Origin of the sequence: Loktanella sp. D2R18, assembly GCF_003318235.1 — a bacterium.
Taxonomy (GTDB): Bacteria; Pseudomonadota; Alphaproteobacteria; order Rhodobacterales; family Rhodobacteraceae; genus Yoonia.
Genome location: NZ_QOCG01000005.1, coordinates 33,845 through 50,450, shown reverse-complemented (window position 1 = coordinate 50,450; position 16,606 = coordinate 33,845). Strand labels below are relative to the sequence as shown.

Sequence of the window (16,606 nt, the reverse complement as noted above, 5' to 3'; positions counted from 1 at the left end):
CGCGTGTGTTGTCAGTTTTTCGGGAGATCAACAATCAGTTGATTAAGCGTTAACATTTGTAGTTGACAGGGGCACGCTGGCGATTAACGTTCGTCATGATTGCAATTTGCATTTAATCTACAATTTTATGGATATAAAGGTTTCACCTGATGCGTCGCTTTATTGGACTGCTGTTAACCGCTCTTGCTTTGTCATTTTCTACAGTTGCCACTGCGCATGATCAAGAAGGCGGTCCGGGGTTTTTCTCGCGTAGCAGTAACTCTTATTTTCACCGCGAAGAGATTGGGGCGCAGTGCGAAGTAAGCTTGAGGATTGCGGGGCCATCGTCAGCGCAAAATATGCGCATCACCGATATCGATATTGAAGAGCATTTCTCTGCCAATGATATTCGAACTGGGACGGAGTACCTTTGTCATGGCGAGCATGACGGGTTTGGAAGTGTTATTCCCGCTGGAACCGTAGCGGCTGGAGGAGATGAGTACTGCGATCGTGAACCACCAGAGCATAACGGTTGGAATGTTCGTCTGGGTGCCTGCACACCACCCCCGACCACAATGCAATGTCCTATATCGAAAGAGGACCCACTCGGAGTAGGTAATCCGGTTTCCGTTGCCACAGGACAAAAGCACCAGACGATCCGTGATTGGACGTCATTTGTTGATCCACGGTTTAATTTTGAGCGCCGTTTCCGGGATGAAGGTCTATCTTCATACAACAGATCCGACGATGGTTGGGGGCGCAACTGGTTTGCGATTTGGTCGCAACGAATCGAGATTTATGATACCGATACGCGCGTGGTGCATTTGGCGGATGGTTCGATCCTGCATTTCACGGGTGCGAGTGCGGCACCAACAGATCTTGACCACAATTACACGCTCGCGGTCGCCGTTGTTGCCGAAGCGGGGCGTCATGTTTTGACCCACGGTTCAGGCCGCAAAGATTTCTACAGCGATAAAAACCCTGAAGTTGCGGTCTTATCAGAAATACGTTGGCCTGATGGCTATGCGATTTCTGTTGATTATGACCTCAATGATAGACCTGTTGTGGTTCACGATAACCGTGGTCAACGCGCCGAGTTCACTTGGAATGATACGCTGAACTCAAATGCGATTGTGCCGGTTGTCACGCAAATCAACATCGATACTGATTATGATGGTGCAACATTGGCCGCCGATATCCAGATCAACTACAGCTACCGCGAGGCGAGTCTTGCCAGCAACAGCTTGTTGATGACGATGACAGATGTCCAAGACATTGCATCGGGCACGTCCTTATCAACGCAAGAATTTAGCTATGATACAGCAGACCTCGATCGCCTCATCGGCATTTCTGACGGGCGCTTGAGCGATAACACATATCAAATTGGTGAAACCGATTTGACTCGAGCGCTTTCTCAAGTTGTGACGGCAACATCAAGTTCATCGGGTTGGGGTGGTACAGCAGACAAAGTAATTGATGGCATCAAAGGGGGGGAGAACTGGGCACATACTCTCAATGGCCCAGATGAGTTCATTCAGGTTGATTTGGGTTTTGAATTGTCCCTGACTGAAGTTGTGATTGCCAATAGGGGGGATAGTGACGCTGAGCGCCTCGATGGGGCCGAGGTTGTAATTTACGACGGAAGTCATAATGAAATCCACCGCTTTGCGCCTATTACTGGGGCAACTGAGGGTACGGTACATACATATGATCTGACCTCACTGGGTGCCACACGGTATGTCGCGATAGAGCATAGTAACCAATATTTACACGTTTCTGAAATCCAAGTATTCGGAGATTACCCCGAGGGTCTTGTTGATTATGATTTTACGCTATTCGACGATGCTGTCACTGCGACTTCAAGTTCAGTTTATGGGAGTTACTTCCCGGAGCAAGTTCTTGACGGGGATCCATCAAGCCTGGGTGTCACTGACAATGGCGCAGATGAGTTCATCCAGGTTGATCTGGGGGTCGAGCGCTCCCTGACAGACGTTGTTATTACGAACAGAGAAGATCGATACGAACTTGGGTACCGCCTCGATGGTGCAGAGGTTGTCATTTATGATGGTAGCCATAGCGAACTTCATCGTTTTGCGCCGATTTCAGGAAGCAGCGATGGTTCAGTACATACCTATGATTTAAGTTCGCTAGCCGCAGTACAGTACATTGCAATCGAACACAGCAATCAGTATCTGCAAGTGGCTGAGATTCAAATCTTTGGCGATTATCCGAAACCATTCGAACCCTACGATTACGCGACTTTTGCGTATGATACAGCGACAAGCCGGGCTATCTCCACAACGCATTTTGCCGGAGCAGATCTTCATCAGATTGGCCTACCGGTTGATACGGTGGATGGTTATTCTGTGACAACGACCAACCCATTGGGCAAAGAAACTGTCTATTCCTTTGAAGAGATTGCGGGCCAGGACCGTCTTGTATCTGTCGAGGGCATTTCCACCGTCAGCTGTCTTGGATCAAATTCCACCGCTACTTACGACACGAATGGCCGCAAGCTTGAGACGATTGAGCGCAATGGTGCGCGCACGGTTCTGACGCGTGATGCTGCGGGTCGTATTCTGACGCGCACCGAAGATGCGGATGGCATCAACCCGCGTGTGACGACCTATACGTGGCCCGCGTCTGATCTGCGCAAACCATTGACGCGCACGACGTCTGAGCTGTCGGAGACATTCACCTATGACGCTGATGGGTTGATGCTGACCTATTCTCAGACAGATGTTCTGGTAGGCAGCCCCGATCTGGGCGCTGTGCGGACATGGACGTATACGTACACAACGCTGGCCTCTGGGCTAAAAGTGCTGACCTCACTGGATGGTCCGGGCTTGATTGCAGATGGTGTGACCGACGTCACCACCTATACCTACAATACGCGCGGGCAGCTGCTGACCACCACCGACGCCAATGGGCTGATGCAAGAGGTGCTGGCATATGGCCCCTCTGGGCAGCCAACGCTGGTGCGCGATCACCAAGGGTTCGAATGGGCGCTTAGCTACGATATGGCAGGACGTCTGCTAACATCCACGTTTGAGCCGGGCGTTTTGGACGAGGTCACCACCTATAGCTATGACATCGTTGGCCAAATGACGGGGTCAGTTGATGCGCTGGGGCGGTCTTGGGGCTTTACCTATGATGAAGCCAGACGCTTGGTGCAGACCACCGCGCCATCGGGCGAAACGATTGATTTTGACTACGACGCCATGGGCAATGTGATCAAAACGGAATACGCGGATGCGGGCGCGATTGTCAGCTATCTGGCTGAGACGCAGTATGATGAGCTGGGGCGTATCCTGCAGGCGGTTGGCTCAAACGGGCAGATCACAGACTTTAGCCATGACGTGGAAGATAACCTTTCAACGGTCACAGACGCAGACAGCCTGACCACAACGATGTCCTATGACGCGCTGAACCGGATGGCAGATGTTGTGGATCGGGCAAACTACACCACGCTGATGGATCACGACGACAGCGATCAGATGACCAGCTACACCGATCCACGCGGGATCGAGACGGGCTTTGCGTTCAACGGCTTTGGCGAGATGGTCAGCGAGACAAGCGCGGACCGTGGGACCATGACCTATGTCCACGACAACCGCGGCCTCACCACCCAAGCCACGGATGGGCGCGGGATTGTGACCAACTACGCTTATGATGACGGCGGACGCCTGACGGCCAAGACCTACTCGTCTGATGCGACGCTGGACCAGACATTCACCTATCACGCTGACCCGGCACAGCCGCACAACATTGGCGGCTTGGCCTATGTGACCGACCAAACGGGGCGGACGGACTTTAGCAACGACACGTTGCGCGGCGGCTTCTTTGAAGACCTGCGCGAAGTGGATGGGATTGCCTATAGCACGACATACGCCAGCAACGCAGGCGGGCAAGTGACGCAAATGGATTATCCCAGCGGATCGCAGCTTTTGTTCAGCTATGATCTCGATGGGGACATCACCGGGCTGCAATGGCAGGGCTATGACCCGCTCACAGGAACGCACGCGGCGGCGGTCGATGTGATCAGCGCAATAACCTACAAACCGATGGGGCCGCTCAACACCGCGACCTATGGGGATGGGGGCAGCTTGCTCGCGACCTACGATAGCTCGTACCGTCTGACCGGGCTGAGCGACACGCTCCTTGGCAGCGCCCTGCGCGATGTCAGCTATGGTTGGAGCAACCGGGACAATCTTGAAACGGTCACCGATAATCTTGACCCGACCCAAAACGAGCTCTTTGACTATAGCCCACGTGAATTCCTCGCCTCTGCTGATGGGGCTTGGGGGGAACTGGACTGGCTCTATGATGGGGTCGGCAACCGGACGCAGCAGATGTCTTATGCGGATGCGGCGACCACGACGGATATCTACAGCTATCCGATCGACAGCAACCGCCTGAGCAGCATCAGTTCCAGCACCGGCAGCACCCGCACGCTGACCTATGATGATGCGGGCAATGTCACTTATGACAACCGCAGCGGGCCGGGCTACGGCTATAACTACGATGACGCAGGGCGCATGTCGTCCTTTGCGATCAACGGGGTGATTCAGGCCGAATATGAATACAATTTCCTTGGCCAGCAGATCATCCGCCGCCTGACGCAGACGGGCGAGACGATCCACGCCCTGCACGACGCGGCGGGCAACCGGATTGCGGAATACGACTATGATGAAAGCCTCGGCACCAGCACGCTGCTCCGCGAGTATATCTGGGCGGATGGCATGGTTGTGGCTGTGGTTGAAGGCGGCGCGCTCTACTTCGTGCGGACCGATCACATCGGACGGCCCATCTTCGCAACCGATGATGCTGGGACCAAAGTCTGGGAGGCCAGCTACCTCCCCTTCGGCGGCGTGCTAACATCCACCGGGGACAACTCAGAACTCCGCTTCCCCGGCCAATGGTTCCAATCAGAAACCGCCCTCCACCAAAACTGGATGCGCGATTATGATCCGACAACAGGGCGGTACATCCAAGCAGACCCGCTGGGGCTGGTCGATGGGGCAAGTGTGTATGGTTACGCGCTGCAGAACCCGGGGAGGTATACTGATCCGACGGGGAAGCAAAGCGAACCCGGATTGGGAGACCAGTTTAATCCATTTGGATCTAGAGATGATGACAACACAAGGAATTATAATGACTATTTTAATAGTAGATTTCCTAATACTATAAGTGGTGCAAAGGAGCTTTTCGAAGACCGCATCAGAAATAAAATTTGTCTAAATCGGCTTCTGCCAACATTGCCCGGCCTTACAGGCGGTGCAGATGACATAGACATTTCCAATAATATGCGCCGATTTGGCGATGCCCCACAGGGGTGGTGGGAACGGAATGTTAAGATTGGAAACTTTGAGTTGCGGACCGATGATATTGACATCACATGGAATTGTCCGAACTGTTATAATTACAGAACCAATATGTATGTTTCTGAAAACACAGGGCAAAACTATATGCTTGGTCTATTTAGGGAGCGCAGAGTTCGAATGGGTAGCTGGCCCTTGAATGGGAGCGGTTGTTGTGCCTTTTAAGCTGATGCGCGGGACATCCGTTATGTGGTTCGGTGGCATTTTTGTCGTCGTTGCCATGGTATATTTAGTAGTGATACTACCCCTGACCCAGAGGTTGCAGCTAAACAATGCAATCGATCACTTTATAGAAAATGCGATATTCGCGGATACTAAAAATACGCGCGAATATTGGGACAGCGCAGGGGTACTATTCGGTGATATCGGTGTCCTACGGGAAATAGAGTTATTAAACGGAGGCATGTCTAGCTCAGCAAGTCCAGGTTTTCTAAAATCTGGACTAAGCAATCAAGATAAGATCTATTTTGTACGGGAGGTGAACCATGTTTGGCCTGATACAATAGCAGATCATCTCCTAGGGTATTCTTTCTATCGGGACGAGATGGTAAGCGTCGATAGCTACATTTGCCGGGAGGGCAAATGTAGCTACTATTTTCTTGTTGGTGAAAATAAAGGGTATTTGTTGGTAGTTCGAAACTGAATGGCGTGCTGCTCCGTCGCCGTTCGAGACGCGTCGGGCAACCGGATCGCGGAATACGACTATGATGAAAGCCTCGGCACCAGCACGCTGATCCGCGAGTATATCTGGGCGGATGGCATGGTTGTGGCTGTGGTTGAAGGCGGCGCGCTCTACTTCGTGCGCACCGATCACATCGGACGGCCAATCTTCGCAACCGATACGCTCGGTACCAAAGTCTGGGAGGCCTCCTACCTCCCCTTCGGCGGCGTGCAAACTTCCACCGGAGACAACAGCACCCTCCGCTTCCCAGGCCAGTGGTTCCAATCAGAAACCGCCCTCCACCAAAACTGGATGCGCGACTACGATCCGACGCTGGGAAGATACATCCAAGCCGACCCGCTGGGGTTGGTTGATGGGGCATCAGTCTATGGGTATGCGCTCCAGAACCCGGGGAGGTAAACCATTGGACATGACGTTATCTGGTGTTTGCGTCATTGGAGCGGATTCGTCTGTTTTGGCTTTTGACGCTGGCCAGCGACGCGAGTTTCAAGCCTGCGTTGTCGAAGCACAAAAAGATGTTTTCCCTAATAGCTCCGATAAACTCGCATCTACTTTGACTGCTGAAGCCCTCAATCAACTTTTCACAAGAGGGTTCGTTTATAAGATGACTGACAAAGCTCTCCCTTGCGAAATTGATGTTGCAGGAAAGAAGGTTCAAATTGGAAAAGTGGTTTTTAACAAAGATGCGACGATTGTCTTTAAAGAATCAGGTCCTCGTCAAGGCGAAGGGCTCATTTTTGAACTAACAGAGGACATTTAACTGGGTCGGGGTCTGCTTCAGGTGAGTGTTAAATCCTACACTAACTAAGTGCGTTCATTCTCCTAGCTTTCCAGCAAGATAGGGGATCTTTTGCAACTCGGTTTAGAATGTGACGTCACATTTCTGTAATTGTATGATCAATCTTACGTAGGGCATTTGCCCCATAGTAGCAACGTCATTGGTTAGTTATTTAACATAAACCTTATTATGCGGCATCGACTTGTAGCCGGGTGAATTCACAACCGAAGTGCAAATTCTTTAACAAGGTATTGAATTGCATGGAGCTAAAATATGGGCCGCAGCTACCCCGCCTGAACTTGGATGAACGCCGCAATCTGGCAAGATAGCTTTCAACGAATTGCGGAACAGCTCATCGGACGAGGCTTCGGGCTGCTTCGGACGCATTGCTATTTCACGCGCTGTTGGAACTTTTCCTGAGTGGACCACGTCCGGGAGGCGGAGTGAATCTCTTACATGCAAGCGCGTCGGAAATCGCAAGGTTTTGGCGCGCATGTGGATGTCATCCGCCGCCATCACAAAGGGCAGTTATGGCGCATTCGGCTTGGCCCGCTTGACGACAGCCAATTGCAGATTGGTCCAAACTGGCAAGGATCGCTGACCGTCATTATCGAGGCCGTTCAGACTGCAATCGATGGCACCACAGCGCAAAAGTCCGTGCCGGATGCCCCGCTGTGGCTATTAGCGGCGGATCGGCGGGAATACAACCGCGACAGCGCCCTGTATCTGGCCTTTGGTCCGGTGAACCAGACCAGCAATCTGCTCCATAAATTCGGCACCGACAGAATCGCCAATGTCCGCTTTCGCCGTTTTCCCAAGGCGGCCCCTGGCACTGCGCAGGACGTGTTGGTCGCATTGCCCGACGGCAAAGTGGAAGCACAGGCGCAGTTATCGCTTGGCGTCCCGGTCGGGTTGCGGCTCAGTGATCTGCGCAACCCGGATCAAGTGTCGCAATCCCCGATATTGGCCGGTGATCTTTTGGCGATCACGGCTTTGTACAACGATGGGAGCGGGATCGACGTCACCCTGACCACGCGGGTTCGGGTGGTGGCGGCACCGGTCATCGCGCCCCCTGCGTCGATCTATTCCGTGGTCGAAACGTTTGAGCACGTTGAAGGTGATCCGCGGGCCCGGTTGCGGCTGCATGCACCTGCGTCGTTGCCATCCCGCATCGAGTTCCCGTTCCTGAGGGACGATATGGCCCTGGGTCATGTCCGCCGACAAGCATTGTTTGTCTGGCATTACAGCACGCCTTGGGGCCCCGCGCCGGATCGAACCGATCTGTTGAAATTGGACCGCTCGGGCGGGGCGCAATTGCCGGATGACGGGGGGAGCTGATAGCTGTCAACCTCCCTGCCCTGCCGTTGATGCCAAAAGCACCAAGACCATCGGCGCGGGCGAGAATTTGCCATTCGCCGCCTTTGGGGTCTATCGGCATAAAAGTACGAAACCCGACATAGGATTACGCCTGACCGTCTGTAAGACCTTCTTTGAAATGCGAAAGCATGAAAATTATGGCTGGCTTGATAACAGAATGATTATATTCGGTTTTTTCGTAGTATTTGCATTGGACAGCAGTTGTGTCTGTTGCTGTTCGCACATCGATGTCTTCGATGCATTCAATCGACACGCTTTCTTTGGCTTCGACGAGGTCAAGAATGCTCAGGATCGAGTGATCAAACTGGTAGAAGTAGCCTCGAATTGTAGAAACCGCACTACGATCTGTCAAAGTATACCTCTTTGATAATAAGTTGGCGAATAAGCCATATTAAGTTTGTCATATGGGTCCCATGTTCGTTCCTACCTGCCACTTCCCACCATATTTGCTGGAAGCAAGGTATGCGACGACCCTTACAAGATGCTGTGGCTCAACTTTTGATGAAATCGCATCCAGCTCCAACAATTCGCGAGTCAAATACGGGTGAAACTTCTCGGTCAGCAGGTTGCCAGCGCCTGCAAATAGATCAACTTCTTCACCTTCTCCAATCCTCTTTAGAACTTCTATTATTGGCGAGTTTTCGTCACCTGCTTCCACCTGTAAGAAGCCATTATATTGTTCGACAGAAAATCCAAACCCTCTCAGCGCAAGTGCCAAGGTTGTCGTTTTTATTGTCCCTACTCGGGTTGCGATGATTGAGGTTTCTTCGCCCAAATTGACTAGGGACGCGTTAGCAAACCCCATCTGCGCATAGTTCAGCCGCGCCTCCTCAAGCATTTCGAGCGAATTGGCATCCATGTAGTTGGGCTTGGTATTAGTTTCCAACACATCGAACATGCGCGCGATTACCTTGTCATGGATCTCGCCCGGGTCGCCGCCGAACACAGGCGGCACACCTGCTTTGGCGGGTTTGACCATGATAACTTTCTCACGATCATGGATTTCCTGAACCAACCAACGGCGTCCGGAGAAGATGAGCATCATCCCAGGTGAGAGGATGTTGTCGATTGGCAATGTCCCAAGATCCCGCCCGTTTGAAACCAGTCGGTATTCTTCGGGCGTCTTGAACACCGCGTAAAAACTATAATGTTCGACTAGTCGCTCTCCGTTTTGGCCCAAGAGCAACAAACCCCCATCCGTTTGCTCTATCAAACCCGTTTCAGGATGACCGAGCGCGCGCAGCACATCAGTGAACATTGCTGTGGTGACTTGCCGAAACGGGCCTTCGCGACACAGCACGCTGTATAGAATACTGGCTGGGGCCCCTCCCCGTTGTGCGATCACTGAAAGGATTTGATGGACAAGTGTCGACAGATGCAGCGCTTGCGGCTTGGGTGGTTCACACCAGCCATCCAACAACAGGTCAATCATCGCGATTGACCTTACCAACCCTAGCCTCAGACGATCCACAAAGCTGCTATCCGAAGTGAGCCTCGTTTCAACAGCGTACTGTCTGAGGATGGCTGGCTGACCCTCCCGACGCCCCGAACGCCCCAAACGTTGCCGCAGGGCTGCGACAGTGAAAGGTGCGCCAATTTGCGCCACACAGGTTACATCGCCGATATCGATACCCAACTCTAAAGTAGATGTGCAGACAGCCGTGGTCGGTTTGCTGTTATCTTTCAGACGGCGTTCGACAAAATCACGGTGATCGCGTGAAAGGCTGGCATGGTGCGGATAAAACTCTTGGGGAAGATGTTCTCGCTCGCAAAGATCACGCAGCCGGTCGGCATAGATCTCGACACGTTGGCGGGCGCCTGCAAACACAAGATTATCGCTTCCCCGTAGGTGCTCGAACAAATGCGCTGCGACAGCGTCTGTGGCAGATGGGGTGTTGTCGTCTTCTCCACCGGAAAGATATCCACGCAGCTGGAGTTTCAGTTCCGCTTCTCCGCCCTCTGCCTCGATCAATGTGACCTGTTCCGCATTGTCAGGCCGCAGATAAGCGCGGGCGAGATCCATATCCCCAAGCGTCGCAGATAGTCCAATCCGGCGGATAGGCCTTTTGATCGCCAACTCAAGACGTGTCAGCTGGGACCGCAATTGCACCCCGCGCTCACTATCGAGCACAGTATGCAACTCATCGATCACCACAGCTCGAGTTGCACAGAACAAGCGCGAAATCTCCAAGCCCCGACGGACGAACAACGCCTCAAGCGACTCTGGCGTGATCAGCAAAATCCCTTTGGGGTTCTTCATAGCGCGCGTTTTGACCGATTGCGACACATCGCCATGCCATGGCACCACTGGAAGCTCCGCCTCTTGGCAGATGCCTTCGAGCCGCCCCGCCTGATCGGTGATCAGCGCCTTGAGTGGTCCGATGTAGAGCACATCGAAACCGCCACCCTCTGCCGGTGCATCCAGCACCTGAGAGATCAATGGAAGAAATGCAGCCTCTGTTTTACCACCGGCCGTCGATGCCGCGACGATGAGGTCGTTCTCACTCTCATAAATGGTCCGAATTGCGCGCGCCTGAATATCGCGCAGCTCACGCCACCCCTGCTGTCTGATCCATTTCTGGACAGGGCAGGCAAGTTGATCAAAGGCGCTACTCATCCTCAGGGCTCAGAGTTTGAAGCTTATCAGATCGTCGTCACCACTTGGCTGAGCACCAGTCGTTTCCTCCACGTCGCTCATGTCTTCGCCTCGATCTTCTGAGACGTCGATCTTTTCGATTAGGTCACTCCATTCAACACCTGGGTTTTGCTCCAGAACTGACAGCAAGTTCACAAAAGCAGTGACGGTATTGCGCGGCGTCCTGAAATAGGCCTCTCCAATCCGGTCCGAGCAATGGTTCATAAAGGCTTCAAGCGCTGTATCAGGCAAAGCCGTTTCATCGTCCTGCATCACGCGTCTGACATTGGCCAACAGAACAAACAGATCTTCCGGCGTCAGGCTGGCCAGCCGCACAACAGGGCCCGACAAATCGACGAGCCCATCGCGGGCGAAGGTGTTTTCCGCTAGCCGCGATTGCAAGGCTTCATAGCTATAAAGCCCACGGCGCGTGTTCATCAAAAACTCTGGCGTGCCTCCCATGAGAAACCCAAGATTCTCGGCACTGCCCTGAAGTACGTCGTTCAGAATCCGAAGAATCTGCTCGTAGTTCGCATTGCGCGCTTGGGACGATGTCAGCTTGAACAGGTTCACCATTTCATCAAGGCCGACAAGTAGCCCTTTGTAACCCGCCTCGCACACAAATGCCGACATCAGCTTGAGATGATCGTAAACGCTCGCATCATCGACAATCGTGCGCACGCCAAGTGCTTTGCGCGCATCCGTGCGGGTTGCGAATTCTCCCCTCAGCCAACGAAGTGCTGCCGACTTAAGTTCGTCATCCCCGTTTTCATGACCTTCCCAATACCGGCGAATGACCTCTGCAAATTCAAAACCGCCAGTGAGTTCTTCAAAATGGCCCAAGCGCTCGCGAATGATGGTGCCCGTAGGCACATCTTTTTCCTCGGCGTCTCGGTGCGCTTGGCTGACAAACCGCTCAACCACACTGGCCAAAGCACCACCATCTGGCTTTGTGCGCGTTGACAGATTGCGCGCCATCTCTGCGTAGAGGCCGCGTGCTTGCCCACCTGTCGCGTGAATACGCCGGTCGGGTGCAAGATCAGCGAACATCACCACCAGCCCTTTTTCCAAAGCCACCAACCGGATCAGGTTCATAAAGAAGGTTTTGCCTGATCCATACTCCCCGATAACGAAACGGATGGCTGAGCCGCCGTCCGCGATGCGTTCCATGTCCTTCACAAGTTCTTCGATCTCACGAACGCGCCCTACCTGAATATGACGCAGGCCCAGCTTTGGCACGACCCCCGCCCGCAAAGCCTGAACAATTGCATCGCGTTCACGTGGCTTCAATTTAGACATGACGCCCCTCCCCTTCTAATTTTTGTTTTATCGCATCCGCAATCTCGGGAGACACGTCATATCCATCATATTCGTCCAGCAAGGCTTCATCATGTGTGTCAAAGGCCCATTCGTTTATAGCCTCCAATGCACCTGACGGCATCAATGCATGCTTTCCGCAAAGCTGCTCGAATGCGTCCTCGGTCCAGTTCTCTTGACCCACCAACTCCAACAGCAGTGCCCCATGTTTTGCATCTAACCCAGCAAACAGCGTTGCACCCTTGGTGTCCCTGCCCTCTTCTGCTACTTCCTCGGCCTCAAATATCTGCCCAAGGACAGAAGACACCCGCGCCGTATCAGATCTGATGGCGGCAATCCGTGATGCATCCAGCACTGGCCCGGTTGCCTTTTGTAATTCAGGAATGGCCTCTCCAGAATTGCCCGGCTGGGCCGCACGAACAGTGCGTGGCGCGTCTGCAATCTCTCCAGCGTGAAGGTCAGAATAGGCGAGTGATGGATCAAGACCCAGTGCCTTGTACACTTTTTCGATGCTAGCGACTTCTTCGGATTGGATGACACCATCGGCGTGTGCCGCACCCACCAAGGCCGCACGCATCGCCTTTTGGTCTTCTACACCAACATCTTTGAGTTTGCGGCGCAGCAGCGTCATGTCAGGCGGCACAGCAAGGAACCATACCATATTTGCCTGAAGGCGGTGCCGCTCTCGCTCACTCAGCCCCACAACAGATGCGATTTGAGCCTCCAACGCTTTGCGTTCAGCATCGGCGATACGCCCGTCAGCATGGGCAACAAACGAGGCAAGAGCCAACTCCATCAACGCTGTTTGATAGCTTGCCGAAACATCTTCCAGCTTTTCGATCTGCTCGCCGAGATCAAACAAAACCACAGGCTCTTCCAGTTTCGGTGAACGAAGCGCAAAGCGCGGGTCAGGTGCAAGCCCAAATCCAAGACGCGCCAAAGCATCTGCTGCCCCTGTTAGCTGTCGCTTGCCAATTTTCGTGCTGCGCTGTCCTTCGAGCTTTTCGATCACGTCGGCCAGCGGAACAAGCCCGCCGCTCTGCATGATCCCCCTCGACCATTCTTTCAGCGCTTCCATTTCTGTTGATGGGAACAGTGCCCACAGATCTAGTGGCAAGAGGGCATGCGCTTCTATGCTCCCTCGACCCTCGGGGTTCCGACCAAGGTAGCGGCTCAGCTTATCAAGGTCGTCTATGACTTCATCTGCAACTTCCTGCGCAATCTCGACCGGCTTTCGCAATCCGGAGATATCAGGAACGGGTTTGCCATCGGCTGTTGGATTGAGTGTCCCCTCGAACTCGCTTGAGGCTGCGCGATACGTTGCTTTGAGGTGTTTGCGCGGCTTACTGACCTTCAGCCCGTTTGGAAAGCGATCATCAAACCGGATCTTGAACAACGCCAGGAACTCTTCACGGCAGCGCGTAGCGGGCGTGCGCAAATGGCTCTCTGGATGGCACATCAACCAGCTCAGAACCCAGTCTGCGCTCAGGTTTTCTCCCTTATCCAGACGCGCACCAATCGCATATTTCAGCGAAAAAGGAAGCTCCCACCCCTGGCGTTCAAAGGTTGGCTCCAGCGCCTCAAACTCAGTTTCGGCAAGTGTCGCGATATCAAGAAATTCACCCAAGTATCGCTTCACCGAATGGTTTTCAGGATAAAGAGAAATCAATCTCCGAACTTCCGCGATGATATCCTTTGCATCAGCGTTGGATTGATCGACGAAAAATCGCCGTTCTAATCCGTAGAAATACAAGAACATATAGCCCGTATCATAGGATGGGTCAGAGCGGCCACTTGCCAACCATTCTAGATAGGTCGCTCTGCCTCGCGCTGAAATATCAGAGTACCCAGGCCAGTATGACATGCCCTCCCCAGCCCTATCATCGCCTGCCCTTGCGACAGAGAGTGACGGATCGATGTAGGCCCTGCATTTGTCGCGATAGCCATGATGATTGAGCAATGGCGGCGTGCCGACATAGACCATCCCACCGATATCGCGTCCGGCAACAGTCGCTGTCTCCGCGGTAGGTACCCAGCCATTCTTGCGGGAATTCGATTGCGGCTTTCGAGACGATGGCCGCGCGTTCTCGTACCGCTCGGCTATTGCGGATAGCGCTGGTGCCGCAGTCTGGCCAGCACGCACAATTTCAGCGTAATTCTGTTTTGGTGGTTTGGGCGGCAGTGACGGAACGGCGATTTGCTTTTCAGAACTCACCGGAGGTTTGCGGACGTTTTTTTCATCAGAAAGACGCGGCGCGGTGCTGGATGAATCGTCATGCAGCTTTCTTTCTTCAACCGTATCCAAGCTGCTGTGCGCTTTGCGTGCTCTTCTGTGCTCTTGCCGCCAGACCAAAAAGGTCGGCACCCCAAACGCAAAAAGCATCTGTCCGCCAATAGGCCAGCCTTGCAACGCAAAGGTTACGACAAGCATGCACATCAAAATATAGAGCGCGTAGAAAAAGATAACTCGAAATAACTTTAGAATTGATGACATTAACAAAACCCTCTTACGGTTTACCTTAAGTCGCGGGATTTATGATGCAATCACTATCGCTAAGATAGCTGGAGATCAGTTGGGTTTTGAAAAGGGTTAACCCTAGGAACGCCTACCAACTCGAACAAGGTATTGATATTCCTATTGAAGGATCCTTCACCGACGGTAATGATAGTGTCATGCAGCAAAAAGCCCATTTCTTAGTAAATCCGCGTTTAACACGTATATTGGGCGAAACTTACCGTTCCAGTGAAGCTGCGCTTAAAGAGTTAATAGATAATGCTTGGGACGCTGACGCATTGAACGTGTGGGTCGAAATCCCCCCACCGCTTATGCCTGCTCCCGTTGTTGTGCGAGACGACGGCAGCGGCATGAGCGAAGAACAAATTCGTCAAAATTACCTCGATATCGCCAGCGACAAGAGGCAGCGGTCGGGCGAAACCACACCAAAACACAAGCGAAGGGTGAAAGGCCGCAAAGGAATTGGAAAATTTGCGGGACTGACCCTCGCTTCATCGATGAAAATAACCTCTTCCAACGGAATTAACCGGTGTACTCTGACCATCGACAAGAAAATTCTGCTTGAAGCGGATGATGACCTAGAAAAAATCCCGCTGGATTTCATCATTGATCTCGCATCAGACAAAGAAACGGGTTCGATCGTCGAACTTACATCACTTGACCAAAGTCTCAACTATCCAACTGCAGACAGGCTGAGAGAGTTATTGTTTAGAGAATATGGCCAAGAGCGGCTTTTTCAGATTCACGTTAATGGCGAAGTGTTAGGTATTGCGGACCTGCCAGGACACAACGTTAAGAAAAAAGAGACTTTGGATGCCACCGGTCCAGTTGCCCTGCACTATACTATTTCTCATTCAAAATCCAAACCGAAGACAGCAGGAATCAGTCTTAGGGTCGACGGGAAGATCGTCGGACCCCCATCGTTCTTTGGACTCGATGACGATGAGGAGATCCCCCGCAAACTACTGAAAAACCTGGCTGGTGAAATCTCCGTTCCTGATACTGCGGGAATGGTCACAGCCGATTGGGGTGGGGTCAATGAAAGCAGCAAAGCATTTGAGCAGATTAGTAGCTTTGTTCGAGATGAGGTTAAGTCAAAGCTTAAGAGCACACACAACCGGCAACTGAACCTCCAGAAGGCGCGTCTACAAAAGCAAATTAACAAGCGTCTCGAAAATTTGCCAGAACATCGGCGCGGGTTTGCCGAGAAGGCATTGAACAAAATCCTCAATAAGTACTACTCGGAAAGTGACGCCAGGGCACAGGTCATTGCCGATGTCGCCTTGGACGCTATGGAACATGATGGTTACTGGGAGGTGTTAGAAAAATCAATGAAGCCAGCAAAGGCGAGGTCTTATATTTCGCAGAAGCACTGGCCGACTTCGGATTATTGGAGCTGTCCCATCTTCATTCTCAGGCGCAACGCCGCATCGAATTTTTGGACTATCTGACAGATTTGTCGCTCAAGCCTGATACCCTTGAAGACACGATGCATAAGGCGCTGGACACAAACCTATGGCTATTTGGCACCCACTATTCATTGATGGCATCGAATGCGTCTTTGAAAACTGTCGTAAGAAAGTTCTGTGACAGAAAGTATTCAGGAGATCGAGCAAGTAAGCGCCCTGACTTATTGCTCACCCAAGGGTTCGATGGACGTTACCTGTTGATTGAATTTAAACGCCCAAGCAAGACGATTGGACGCGAAGAAGTGGCCCAAGCTGAGGATTACCGTGACGAATTAACCAGTCAGTTAGACTCAACGGCTGCCTTTGAAATTATGGTTGTAGGCAAAGGACGTGACCCCAAGCTTTCCCCTGATAGGCTCGCCGCCAACGTTTCTGTACAATCTTACCAAAGCCTCATTGCAGCGGCCCGCAACGAAATCACTTGGTTGGTGAAAACGCTCAAATAGGCCGCCCACGACTGAATTAACTTATGC

Annotated in this window: 10 protein-coding genes; 6 read left to right on the top strand and 4 right to left on the bottom strand. The window is 52.5% G+C overall.

What is annotated here, in order from left to right; translation table 11 throughout:
• Positions 1 to 149 precede the first annotated feature (149 nt).
• The 4 genes from DS901_RS02640 to DS901_RS02620 all read left to right on the top strand — a co-directional run bounded on the left by DS901_RS02640 (position 150) and on the right by DS901_RS02620 (position 8,158).
• The gene (locus tag DS901_RS02640; protein ID WP_113775391.1) at positions 150 to 5,525 is read left to right on the top strand and encodes an RHS repeat-associated core domain-containing protein; all 5,376 of its coding nucleotides are present in this window, start codon (positions 150 to 152) and stop codon (positions 5,523 to 5,525) included.
• Between the two features lie 478 nt (positions 5,526 to 6,003).
• Entirely contained in the window at positions 6,004 to 6,441 is a 438-nt protein-coding gene (locus DS901_RS02630; protein WP_113775389.1) for an RHS repeat-associated core domain-containing protein, read from the top strand.
• A 4-nt stretch (positions 6,442 to 6,445) separates the two neighbouring features.
• On the top strand, positions 6,446 to 6,802 hold the full coding sequence (locus tag DS901_RS02625) for a hypothetical protein (RefSeq protein WP_147249833.1): 357 nt from the start codon (positions 6,446 to 6,448) through the stop codon (positions 6,800 to 6,802).
• 474 nt (positions 6,803 to 7,276) lie between these two features.
• Entirely contained in the window at positions 7,277 to 8,158 is an 882-nt protein-coding gene (locus tag DS901_RS02620) for a hypothetical protein (protein WP_113775387.1), read from the top strand.
• A gap of 124 nt (positions 8,159 to 8,282) precedes the next feature.
• Here the strand turns inward: DS901_RS02620 and DS901_RS02615 are convergent, their stop codons facing one another.
• The 4 genes from DS901_RS02615 to DS901_RS02600 are packed head-to-tail and all read right to left on the bottom strand — an operon-like array spanning position 8,283 to position 14,643.
• The gene (locus tag DS901_RS02615) at positions 8,283 to 8,549 is read right to left on the bottom strand and encodes a hypothetical protein (RefSeq protein ID WP_220150211.1); all 267 of its coding nucleotides are present in this window, start codon (positions 8,547 to 8,549) and stop codon (positions 8,283 to 8,285) included.
• Between the two features lie 48 nt (positions 8,550 to 8,597).
• On the bottom strand, positions 8,598 to 10,814 hold the full coding sequence (locus DS901_RS02610) for a DEAD/DEAH box helicase (protein WP_113775386.1): 2,217 nt from the start codon (positions 10,812 to 10,814) through the stop codon (positions 8,598 to 8,600).
• A gap of 9 nt (positions 10,815 to 10,823) precedes the next feature.
• Positions 10,824 to 12,131 carry an ATP-binding protein gene (locus DS901_RS02605; RefSeq protein ID WP_113775385.1) on the bottom strand — a complete coding sequence of 436 codons (1,308 nt, stop codon included), beginning with the start codon at positions 12,129 to 12,131 and terminating at the stop codon, positions 10,824 to 10,826.
• Complete coding sequence (locus DS901_RS02600) at positions 12,124 to 14,643, bottom strand: TerB N-terminal domain-containing protein (protein ID WP_113775384.1); 2,520 nt, start codon at positions 14,641 to 14,643, stop codon at positions 12,124 to 12,126. Before DS901_RS02600 ends, DS901_RS02605 begins: the two co-directional genes overlap by 8 nt.
• Positions 14,644 to 14,822: 179 nt before the next feature.
• On the opposite strand from DS901_RS02600, the gene DS901_RS02595 reads away from it, so the two are divergent.
• The gene (locus tag DS901_RS02595) at positions 14,823 to 16,115 is read left to right on the top strand and encodes an ATP-binding protein (protein WP_147249832.1); all 1,293 of its coding nucleotides are present in this window, start codon (positions 14,823 to 14,825) and stop codon (positions 16,113 to 16,115) included.
• Positions 16,103 to 16,579: a hypothetical protein gene (locus tag DS901_RS02590; protein WP_113775382.1), complete on the top strand. Its 477-nt coding sequence runs from the start codon at positions 16,103 to 16,105 to the stop codon at positions 16,577 to 16,579. Before DS901_RS02595 ends, DS901_RS02590 begins: the two co-directional genes overlap by 13 nt.
• The last annotated feature ends 27 nt before the right edge of the window (positions 16,580 to 16,606 follow it).

Excerpts from the sequence above, each read along its gene's own strand:
- DS901_RS02605 (WP_113775385.1), bottom strand. The coding sequence starts at position 12,131 with ATGTCTAAATTGAAGCCACGTGAACGCGATGCAATTGTTCAGGCTTTG.
- DS901_RS02620 (WP_113775387.1), top strand. The coding sequence starts at position 7,277 with ATGCAAGCGCGTCGGAAATCGCAAGGTTTTGGCGCGCATGTGGATGTC.
- DS901_RS02595 (WP_147249832.1), top strand. The coding sequence starts at position 14,823 with ATGCAGCAAAAAGCCCATTTCTTAGTAAATCCGCGTTTAACACGTATA.
- DS901_RS02630 (WP_113775389.1), top strand. The coding sequence starts at position 6,004 with ATGGCGTGCTGCTCCGTCGCCGTTCGAGACGCGTCGGGCAACCGGATC.
- DS901_RS02610 (WP_113775386.1), bottom strand. The coding sequence starts at position 10,814 with ATGAGTAGCGCCTTTGATCAACTTGCCTGCCCTGTCCAGAAATGGATC.
- DS901_RS02640 (WP_113775391.1), top strand. The coding sequence starts at position 150 with ATGCGTCGCTTTATTGGACTGCTGTTAACCGCTCTTGCTTTGTCATTT.
- DS901_RS02600 (WP_113775384.1), bottom strand. The coding sequence starts at position 14,643 with ATGTCATCAATTCTAAAGTTATTTCGAGTTATCTTTTTCTACGCGCTC.